General features: G+C 60.7%; 11 protein-coding genes and 1 riboswitch. Of the genes, 2 read left to right on the top strand and 9 right to left on the bottom strand.

The window, feature by feature from the left end; all coding sequences use genetic code 11:
• Positions 1-491: 491 nt before the first annotated feature.
• From C9411_RS14400 to moaA, 6 genes are all read right to left on the bottom strand, one after another.
• Complete coding sequence (locus tag C9411_RS14400) at positions 492-1,202, bottom strand: Bax inhibitor-1/YccA family protein (protein ID WP_033637508.1); 711 nt, start codon at positions 1,200-1,202, stop codon at positions 492-494.
• Positions 1,203-1,332: 130 nt separating this feature from the next.
• Complete coding sequence (gene moaE / locus C9411_RS14395) at positions 1,333-1,800, bottom strand: molybdopterin synthase catalytic subunit MoaE (protein ID WP_004939764.1); 468 nt, start codon at positions 1,798-1,800, stop codon at positions 1,333-1,335.
• Positions 1,801-1,802: 2 nt separating this feature from the next.
• Positions 1,803-2,048 carry a molybdopterin synthase sulfur carrier subunit gene (gene moaD / locus C9411_RS14390; RefSeq protein WP_019453985.1) on the bottom strand — a complete coding sequence of 82 codons (246 nt, stop codon included), beginning with the start codon at positions 2,046-2,048 and terminating at the stop codon, positions 1,803-1,805.
• Positions 2,045-2,524, bottom strand: a complete 480-nt coding sequence (gene moaC, locus C9411_RS14385; RefSeq protein ID WP_049201144.1) for a cyclic pyranopterin monophosphate synthase MoaC — start codon at positions 2,522-2,524, stop codon at positions 2,045-2,047. The genes moaD and moaC overlap by 4 nt, the downstream gene beginning before the upstream one ends.
• A 3-nt stretch (positions 2,525-2,527) precedes the next feature.
• The gene (gene moaB / locus C9411_RS14380; protein WP_025301928.1) at positions 2,528-3,043 is read right to left on the bottom strand and encodes a molybdenum cofactor biosynthesis protein B; all 516 of its coding nucleotides are present in this window, start codon (positions 3,041-3,043) and stop codon (positions 2,528-2,530) included.
• A gap of 147 nt (positions 3,044-3,190) precedes the next feature.
• The gene (gene moaA, locus C9411_RS14375; RefSeq protein WP_165384407.1) at positions 3,191-4,177 is read right to left on the bottom strand and encodes a GTP 3',8-cyclase MoaA; all 987 of its coding nucleotides are present in this window, start codon (positions 4,175-4,177) and stop codon (positions 3,191-3,193) included.
• A riboswitch (molybdenum cofactor riboswitch) is annotated at positions 4,164-4,308 on the bottom strand. Its footprint overlaps the gene before it by 14 nt.
• 259 nt (positions 4,309-4,567) lie before the next feature.
• Between moaA and yvcK the strand changes: the two genes are divergently transcribed.
• The gene (yvcK, locus tag C9411_RS14370) at positions 4,568-5,485 is read left to right on the top strand and encodes a uridine diphosphate-N-acetylglucosamine-binding protein YvcK (RefSeq protein WP_063991146.1); all 918 of its coding nucleotides are present in this window, start codon (positions 4,568-4,570) and stop codon (positions 5,483-5,485) included.
• Positions 5,486-5,491: 6 nt separating this feature from the next.
• On the opposite strand, the gene C9411_RS14365 is transcribed toward yvcK, so the two are convergent.
• The 3 genes from C9411_RS14365 to C9411_RS25610 all read right to left on the bottom strand — a co-directional run bounded on the left by C9411_RS14365 (position 5,492) and on the right by C9411_RS25610 (position 8,609).
• The gene (locus C9411_RS14365) at positions 5,492-5,758 is read right to left on the bottom strand and encodes a VF530 family DNA-binding protein (RefSeq protein WP_107227309.1); all 267 of its coding nucleotides are present in this window, start codon (positions 5,756-5,758) and stop codon (positions 5,492-5,494) included.
• A gap of 100 nt (positions 5,759-5,858) precedes the next feature.
• Positions 5,859-7,871 carry an excinuclease ABC subunit UvrB gene (gene uvrB / locus C9411_RS14360; protein WP_107227308.1) on the bottom strand — a complete coding sequence of 671 codons (2,013 nt, stop codon included), beginning with the start codon at positions 7,869-7,871 and terminating at the stop codon, positions 5,859-5,861.
• Between the two features lie 531 nt (positions 7,872-8,402).
• The gene (locus C9411_RS25610) at positions 8,403-8,609 is read right to left on the bottom strand and encodes a hypothetical protein (protein WP_146158881.1); all 207 of its coding nucleotides are present in this window, start codon (positions 8,607-8,609) and stop codon (positions 8,403-8,405) included.
• 368 nt (positions 8,610-8,977) lie between these two features.
• On the opposite strand from C9411_RS25610, the gene C9411_RS14355 reads away from it, so the two are divergent.
• Positions 8,978-9,700 carry an ATP-binding cassette domain-containing protein gene (locus C9411_RS14355; protein ID WP_063991143.1) on the top strand — a complete coding sequence of 241 codons (723 nt, stop codon included), beginning with the start codon at positions 8,978-8,980 and terminating at the stop codon, positions 9,698-9,700.
• Positions 9,701-9,719: the final 19 nt, after the last annotated feature.

Genomic DNA, 9,719 nt, shown 5'->3' with positions numbered 1-9,719 from the left:
GCACACCGACGCCGATACAGGAAGCCGCCAGGCCGGCGACGAACAGCGCACCCGCCGCCACCGCGCCTGCGGCGGCGATCAGGCCGCCGACAAGGGTGCCGGCAATCATGCCGGCCAGGGCATGGGAATGCCCGATGGTATCGCCGACGCGGGCCGCTTCGGTCATCGTAAGGTCCTTTTACGCAAAGAGTTCATCGTTAGGCCGCCCGGTAGCTGTTCAGCACCTGCTGCAGCAGCGCGTCGCGAGAAACATTGATCGAGGGAAAAACGTTCATCACCGGTCAGAAGCACTTTGACGGTGTGGTCTAGGTAACCTTCAGGTAGGGGCGCACTACCTTCGATAAAGATACAGCGGAAAGTATCGGGCATCATGCAAAATCCTTTTGCTTCACGAAAGATTAAGCATCGCATAATCGCATAAAAAAAGCTCTGCATGTCACATGCAGAGCTTTTTGATCGCCAGATACCCTATGGCTTGAAAGACGACGGATTTAGCGGCGGTTGCCGAAGATACGCAACAACATCAGGAACAGGTTGATGAAGTCGAGATACAGTGTCAGCGCGCCGACGATGGCGTACTTGCGGAAGCTGTCTTTATCATCGGCGTTCAGCTGCTCGCCCATCGCCTTGAGTTTTTGCGTGTCGTACGCGGTCAGGCCGACGAACACCACCACCCCGATGTAGGTAATCGCCCACATCAGCGCGGTGCTTTTCAGCCAGATGTTCACCAGCGAGGCCAGCACGATGCCGATCAGCGCCATGAACAGCATGCTGCCGAAGCCGCTCAGATCGCGCTTGGTGGTGTAACCGTACAGGCTCATGGCGCCGAACATGCCGGCGGTGACCACGAAGGTGCTGGCGATCGAGCTGTAGGTGTAGGCGATGAAGATGCTCGACAGCGTCAGCCCGGTCAGCGCCGAGTACAGCATGAACAGCGAAGTGGCCACCGCGCCGCTCAGGCGGTTGACCATGCCGGAAATCACGAACACCAACGCCAGTTGGGCGATGATCAGGCCGAAGAAGGTGATCTGGCTGGAGAAGATGAAGTTGAGGATCGCGGGCGTGTTGGCCGCATACCAGGAAACGAACGCCGTCAGCAGCAGACCGCAGGTCATCCAGCCGTAAACCTGCGCCATGTAGGCCTGAATGCCGCTGTTGGCACGTTCGACGATTGAACCATTAGAGCGTGGATATCGGTCCATGACGGTTACCTTTTGCGTTGTAAACAAGATTCCGAAGCCCCGCGAACAGGGCTTCGCCTGCTATAAGCGTACCACAGAATATGCCGGGCGAAAGCGGCAAAGGTCTTGATTTGTTTCCGCTGTTGACGCGTTATTTAGCCGCGTCGTGCCAGCGCTGCGCGGCCTCGCGATCGCTGTCGCGGGCGTCTACCCAACGATCGCCCTGGCCGGTCGCTTCGCGCTTCCAGAACGGCGCGCGGGTCTTCAGATAGTCCATGATGAACTCGCTGGCGGCGAACGCCATGCTGCGGTGCGCGCCGGTCACGCCAACGAACACGATCTCGTCGCCGGGATACAGCGCGCCGACGCGGTGGATCACCGTCACCCGCTGCAGCGGCCAACGGCTGCGCGCCTCGGCCACGATCTCCGCCAGCGCCTTCTCGGTCATGCCGGGGTAGTGTTCCAGCGTCAGCGCGCTGACGTCGTCACCCAAATTATGGTTGCGCACCTTGCCGGTGAAGGTCACCACCGCGCCATCGGCGTCGCACTGCGCCAGCCACTGATACTCGTCGCCGACGTTGAACGGCGCTTCGCCCACGCGAATGCGGGTATTTTCCATGCTTATCCCCCGGTAACCGGCGGGAAGAAGGCCACTTCATCGCCGGCGCGCAGCGGATGATCCGCCGCCACCAGCGACTGGTTGACCGCCGCCAACAGCTTGCCGGATTCCAGCGCCAGCGCCCAGCGATCGCCGCGCGCACACAGCGCCTGGCGCAGCGCCTCGACGGTCGGGTAATCCGCCGGCATCGACAGGCCGCCGGTGCCCACCAGTTCGCGCACCTGCGCGAAGAAAAGAATATCGATCATACGTTCACCTTAAAATCGCCGGATTTGCCGCCGCTTTTCGCCAGCAGGCGTACCGGGCCGATCACCATGTCTTTCTGTACCGCTTTGCACATGTCATAGATGGTCAATGCCGCCACCGAGGCGGCGGTCAGCGCCTCCATTTCGACGCCGGTTTTGCCGGTCAGCCGGCAGCAGGTTTCGATGCGCACCCGGTTGTGCTGCGTTTGCGCCTCAAGCTGCACTTCGACCTTGCTCAGCATCAGTGGGTGGCACAGCGGGATCAGCTCCCAAGTGCGTTTGGCCGCCTGAATGCCGGCGATGCGCGCCGTGGCGAACACGTCGCCCTTGTGATGGCTGCCGTCGACGATCATCGCCAGCGTGGCGGGCAGCATCTCGACGAAAGCTTCGGCGCGCGCCTCGCGCACCGTTTCGGCCTTGGCGGACACGTCAACCATATGGGCTTCGCCGGCGGCGTTAATGTGGGTTAGCTGTGTCATGACTCAGGGCTTCTTCAAGTGAGGCTGGAAGTTGCACGGGCGATGGCGCGCGTCCAACTGCTCTTCGATAATCCGCTCCCAGGCGGTGCGGCAGGCGCGGGTGGAGCCCGGCATGGCGAAAATCACCGTGCGGTTGGCCAGGCCGGCCAGCGCGCGCGACTGGATCGTCGCAGTACCGATCTCTTCGTACGACACCATGCGGAACAGTTCACCGAACCCTTCCACCTCTCTGTCGAACAGCGGCAGCAGCGCTTCCGGCGTGTTGTCGCGCGCGGTAAAACCGGTGCCGCCGGTGATCAGCACCGCCTGCACGTTGTCATCGGCGATCCAGGCGGAAACCCGCGCGCGGATCTGGTAAATGTCATCTTTGACGATGGCGCGATCCACCACCTGATGGCCGGCTTCCTGCGCCGCGTCCTGCAGATATTGCCCGGAGGTGTCTTCCGCCGCGCCGCGGCTGTCGGACACGGTCAGGATGGCGATATGCGCCGGAATAAACTCGCTGCTCGCATGGCTCATGGTTCAATAGGCTCCTATTCTGAGATACCCCACAGATTTCAAGTTGCAGCCAGGCGGCCAGTGCGTAAATCCCCAGGAGCTTACTCCGGTAAGTGACTGGGGTGAGCGCACGCAGCCAACAACGCTGCGGCTTGAAATATGTGGGTATCAGCCGCCGATAAACGACAGGTTCTGGGTGATCCCGCTGTTGCCCTGATGCAGGAAATGGGTCTGCTTCTTGCTCAGCAGCCCGCTCTGGATGCGTGCCTTCAGCGCGTCGAGCTGGCCGTCGTCCGCCAGCAGATCGCGTAGGGGCACCCCCTGCTCGCCGAACAGGCACAGGTGCAGATTGCCGATGGAAGAAACGCGCAGCCGGTTGCAGCTGGCGCAGAAGTCTTTCTCATACGGCATGATAAGACCCACCTCACCCTGGTAGTCCGGGTGGCTGAACACCTGCGCCGGGCCGTCGCTGCGGCCGCGCGCCTGGCGCTGCCAGCCCTGCTGCTCCAGCTGCCGGCGAATCACTTCGCCGGAAACGTGGTGTTTGCGAAACAGCTCGCCGCCCTCACCGGTTTCCATCAGTTCGATAAAGCGCAGTTGGATCGGCCGGTCTTTGATCCAGGCGAGAAAGGCGCCGAGCTGCTGGTGGTTAACGTCGCGCATCAGCACCGCGTTGACTTTGACCTTGCTGAAACCGGCGCTGAAGGCGGCGTCGATGCCGTCCATCACCTGGCGGAACTTATCCTGACCGGTGATGGCGTGAAACTGGCGGGGATCCAGGCTGTCGATGCTGACGTTGATCGCCGTCAGACCGGCGTCACGCCAGGCGGTGACGTCGCGCGCCAGACGGTAGCCATTGGTGGTGACCGCCAGGGTACGGATGGCCGGGTTTTCCCGCACGGCGGCGATGATCTCGGTAAAATCGCGGCGCAGCGAAGGCTCGCCGCCGGTCAGGCGCACCTTTTCGGTGCCCAGTTCGGCGAACGCGCGGCTGACGCGGCGGATTTCATCCAGCGACAGGAAGCTTTTCGGACTGCCGCTCGGCTTGTAGCCATCGGGCAGACAATAGGTGCAACGAAAGTTGCACACGTCGGTGATCGACAAGCGCAGGTAATAGAACTTGCGCTCATAAGCATCAATGAGTTGCGGCACCATAACACCTTTCCAAAGTCGGGAGATGCGAGCGTTTCCCCTCTGCACCCTGGTGGCTGACTTCGCCACGGCCCAGGCACCATATCGTTCCGGATGAACAACGTAGGCGCAGGGGCTAGGAGTTTGATTTCTCTTCCCGCTACCTTGAGTAGCCGGAACGAAACCGTGGTTTTCAGCAGAATTCTAGCGCTAATCGGCAACGATAGCCAACGCGTAAATTCGCTATATAATTGTCTATACAGCGTTTTTAGACGCCGCGTATTCAGGTAAACCATGATAAACGTCACTTGCGCGGACGAATTGACCGGAATCACGCAAATGACACTCTTATCGCGTTTTTATGCCGGATCCGCTACCTTATGCGGGCAGTTCAGCCCCTTTGTAAGGAAATTTATGCGTAATCGTACCCTGGCCGATCTCGACCGCGTGGTGGCGTTAGGCGGCGGACACGGCCTGGGCCGTGTGATGTCGGCCCTGTCGTCCTTAGGCTCCCGCCTGACCGGCATCGTCACCACCACCGACAACGGCGGTTCTACCGGCCGCATCCGCCGTTCGGAAGGCGGCATTGCCTGGGGCGATACCCGTAACTGTCTCAACCAGCTGATCACCGAACCGAGCGTCGCCTCGGCGATGTTCGAATACCGCTTCAGCGGCAACGGCGAACTGGCCGGCCACAACCTCGGCAACCTGATGCTAAAAGCGCTGGATCACCTGAGCGTGCGCCCGTTGGAAGCGATCAACCTGGTGCGCAGCCTGCTGAAGGTGGACGCGGCGCTGATCCCGATGTCGGAGCAGCCGGTGGATTTGATGGCGCACGATCACGAAGGCAATCACGTTTACGGTGAAGTGAATGTCGACCAGCTGGCCCATATGCCGCAGGAGCTGATGCTGTCGCCCCCGGTCAGCGCCACGCGCGAAGCGCTGGACGCCATCGCGCAGGCCGACGTGATCCTGATCGGGCCGGGCAGTTTCCTCACCAGCCTGATGCCGCTGCTGCTGCTGGACGATCTCACCCAGGCGCTGCGTCGCAGCAGCGCCAGCATGATCTATATCGGCAATCTCGGCCGCGAGCTGAGCGTGGCCGCCGCGGCGCTGTCGTTAAAGGATAAGCTGACGCTGATGGAAGAGAAGATAGGCCGCCGGATGATCGATGCGCTGATCGTCGGCCCGGCGGTGGACGCCAGTGAAGTGCAGGATCGGGTGGTGATTCAGCAACCGCTGGAAGCGAGCGACATCCCCTACCGCCACGATCGCCAACTGCTGCGCCAGGCGCTGGATCGGGCGCTGGTGGAGCTGGCCGCCCGCCGCTGACCGGATTTAACCATCTCGCCCGCGCAGCCAGGGATTATCGCTGGCTGGGGCGGGATGGCTGACCATATCGATATACAGGTCTTCCACCTCTTTGCGCGCCCAGGGCGTGCGACGCAAAAACTTCAGGCTGGACTTGATGCTCGGATCGCTGAGGAAGCAGTTGATGCGAATGCGCGCGCCCAGTTCGGGCCAACCGTAGTGATCCACCAGTTTATTCAGCAGTTGCTCCAGCGTCACGCCGTGCAGCGGGTCTTTGGACTGGTGTTGGCTCATGTTCGGTACTCTTCGTGGTCAAATCGGGCCGCACACCATAACAGCTTTGACGCGGCCGACAAGGAATTTTGACGCCCATGGCGCGGGCGCCATCCAACGGTCAGGAAATCGCGATGAACTGCTCGCGCAGCTGGTGGATCTCGTCGCGTAGCGCAGCCGCCTGTTCGAACTCCAGGTTTTGCGCGTGGGTGTACATTTGCGCCTCCAAATCGCGGATTTTCTGATCCAGCGCTTTCGGCGTGAGGTTCTGCAGCGGGGCGCCGCCGTCCAGCGCCTTGCCCCTGCCTTTGCTCTTGGCACGGTTGACCGGCTGGCCGATCTGCAAAATGTCGCCGATCTTCTTGTTCAGCCCCTGCGGCACGATGCCGTTGGCTTCATTATACGCCTGCTGCTTGGCGCGGCGCCGCTCGGTTTCGCCGATCGCCTTGGCCATCGAATCGGTGATGCGATCGCCATACAGGATCGCCTTGCCGTTCAGGTTACGCGCCGCGCGGCCAATGGTCTGGATCAGCGAACGCTCGGAACGCAGGAAGCCTTCCTTGTCGGCGTCCAGAATCGCCACCAGCGACACCTCAGGCATGTCGAGCCCCTCACGCAACAGGTTGATGCCCACCAGCACGTCGAACTCGCCCAGACGCAGGTCACGGATGATTTCGACCCGTTCCACGGTATCGATGTCCGAGTGCAGGTAGCGCACGCGCTCGCCATGTTCTTCCAGGTATTCGGTCAGGTCTTCCGCCATGCGTTTGGTCAGGGTGGTCACCAGCACGCGCTCGTTGATCGCCGCGCGTTTGCGGATCTCGGAAAGCAGATCGTCCACCTGGGTGCCCACCGGCCGCACTTCCACGATCGGATCCAGCAGCCCGGTCGGCCGCACCACCTGATCGATCAGATCGCCGCCGGATTTCTCCAGCTCATATTTGCCCGGCGTCGCGGAAACATAGATGGTCTGCGGCGCCAGCGCCTCGAACTCCTCGAAGCGCAAGGGGCGGTTGTCCAGCGCCGAGGGCAGGCGGAAGCCGTACTCCACCAGCGTTTCCTTACGCGCGCGGTCGCCCTTGAACATCGCGCCGATCTGCGGAATGGTGACGTGAGATTCGTCGACCACCAGCAGGCCGTCCGCCGGCAGGTAGTCGAACAGCGTCGGCGGCGGCTCGCCCTCGCCGCGCCCGGACAGGTAGCGCGAGTAGTTTTCGATGCCCGAGCAGTAACCCAGCTCGTTCATCATCTCCAGATCGAACTGGGTGCGCTGCGTCAGGCGCTGCTCTTCCAGCAGCTTGTTGTTGGCCAACAGCACCTTGCGGCGGTCCGCCAGATCGACCTTGATCTCTTCCATCGCCTGCATGATCCGCTCGCGCGGCGTCACGTAGTGCGATTTCGGGTAGATGGTAAAACGCGGCACCACCTGCTCTATCTGCCCGGTCAGCGGATCGAACAGCGACAACCGCTCCACTTCTTCGTCGAACAGCTCGACGCGCAGCGCCAGCTCGTCCGATTCCGCCGGGTAGATGTCGATCACCTCGCCGCGCACGCGGAAGGTAGCGCGCTGAAAAGCCTGATCGTTGCGGGAATATTGCAGTTCCGCCAGGCGGCGCAAAATGGATCGTTGATCGATGATCATGCCCTGGGTCAGGTGCAGCATCATCTTCAGGTAAAGATCCGGATCGCCCAGGCCGTAGATCGCCGACACCGACGCCACCACCACCACGTCGCGCCGCTCCAGCAGCGCCTTGGTGGCGGACAGGCGCATCTGCTCGATATGCTCGTTCACCGAAGCGTCTTTTTCAATGAAGGTGTCGGAGCTGGGCACGTAGGCTTCCGGCTGGTAGTAGTCGTAGTAGGAGACGAAGTATTCCACCGCATTCTCCGGGAAAAACGCTTTCATCTCGCCGTACAGCTGCGCCGCCAGCGTCTTGTTCGGCGCCAGCACCATGGTCGGCCGATTCAGATCGGCTATCACATTGGCGATGGTGAATGTCTTGCCCGAACCGGTGACCCCCAGCAGCGTCTGATGCGCCAGGCCGTCTTCCAGCCCCTCTTCCAGCTTGCGGATGGCTTCCGGCTGATCGCCGGCCGGTTTGAACTCGGAATGCAGTTTGAAAAGTTTACTCATTGCTCGGCTACCCTGTGGAGATGCGCGCGCTCAGGCGGCCAGCCGACTCTGCGCCGGACGTGGCCCCTAATTATGGAAAGTGTCGGCGATTTGCGCCAGTGCCCATGATACTGGATATAAAACCAGCTTCAAGCGGATTCGTCGCTGCGCCCGGCACTGCGGCAACGCCGCTGCACCGTGACGTTACAGCCGGGTGACATTTTTATTGTCAATAACAGATTTATCCCCAGAACTTGCCGCGAATTAACTTATTGATAGCACCGCGTCGAAAAATCATACATAGAGACCTGATCAATAACCCTGCGTCTTGATTTTAATTAATATATTGATATATAACACATTTAATAAAAAGACGAGAATGCGGGCAAAGCGAACAGAACCCGCGTCCGCTCTCGCTTTACAGCGTTTTTCTAAATCTAATACACAAGGTTATCCACAGGAATAGTGGATAACTCTCACCGCCCCGCCCGGGGCGGGAGTTACAGAAAGAAAGCTTTTCGCCCTTTACACCTGCTAAAATGGCTTTTTTAGTTATTTTTTCATAAAAATATCGCTTTGTTTATGCCGATTAATACTAAAAATCCCCATTGCCAAAATCGCATCGGCCCCTTTCTCGCGGATCGCTCTTGACGGCGGCGCAATGCCTTGCACCATGCCTTCACCGAAGAGCACCACAAGAGTGCAAAAAACGTCCGGGTTAACTTCCCCGCGTATTTTCGGGCCGCCACGGTAGCGCACGTCAGGCCTGGTTAGCGGTTAACAAGGCGATAACAATCCCCGTTTTCACCCGGCGATAAAACTGGCCTGAGAGTTGCTTTATCTTCCTGCGCATAAATGCGGTGCGGCAGCATGATGCGCTGCCTGCCGCGACGTGTAACCACCGCGGCGCTATCGCCCGTAAAAGCGCAAGAACGACACCAAGTCGTCACAAGCGTCGTTTTTAACGACATATTGACTGTCATTCCGTCCACCGCAGACCTTGCTCTGGCTCATCGGACGGACGGCATTTTGTTCCAGACATTGCCACACTCGGGAAATTCGCCGCGCATGCGGCCTTTGCAGTCCCCGCCAACGAGTGAAACGGGCGTCTATGAGGAGAATGCCAAATGCTGAGCCTGAGATCGGTCAATCAATTTTACGGGCAGAACCACACCCTGTGGGACATCAACCTGGAGCTGCCGCGCGGCCAGTGCACCGTGCTGCTCGGCCGCAACGGCGTGGGCAAGACCACGCTGGTCAACTGCATCATGGGGCATGTGCCGGTGGTAAGCGGCAGCATGACCTGGCAACCGGCGGATCAGCCGCCGCAAAATCTGCTGCTGCAGCCGATGGAGCGCCGCGCCGCGCTGGGCATCAGCCACGTGCCCCAGGGGCGGCAGCTTTTTTCGCAGCTGAGCGTGGAGGAAAATCTGCAGGTGGCGCAAATGGCCGGGCGCGGCGCCCCTCGCCGCATTCCGCCGCTGATCTACAACCTGTTTCCCCATTTGCGTCAGATGCGCGCGCGCCGCGCCGGCGATCTGTGCGTGGGCGCCCAACGCCAGCTGGCGATTGGTCGGGCGCTGGCTCAGGAGCCGGCGCTGCTGATCCTCGACGAACCGACGGCGGGCGTACCGCCCTCGATCGCCGCCGACATCGGCAACGTGATCCGCTGGCTCAACCGCGAATTGGGCATGACCATTTTACTGGTGGAGCATCAGCTGTCGTTCGTGCGCCGGGTGGCGGACCGCTTCTGCCTGTTGGACAGCGGGCGCACGGTGGCGCACGGCGCGCTGGCGCAGCTGGATGAGGCGTTGATCGGTACCGGGCTGACAGGGCAAGAAGAAGGATGAGGGAGAGAAGCCCCCCTCA

It is taken from the genome of Serratia sp. Nf2 (assembly GCF_003028435.1).
Lineage (GTDB): Bacteria > Pseudomonadota > Gammaproteobacteria > Enterobacterales > Enterobacteriaceae > Serratia > Serratia marcescens_L.
The sequence above is the reverse complement of the archived record's forward strand: the minus strand, read 5'-3'. Positions and strand labels throughout refer to the sequence as shown.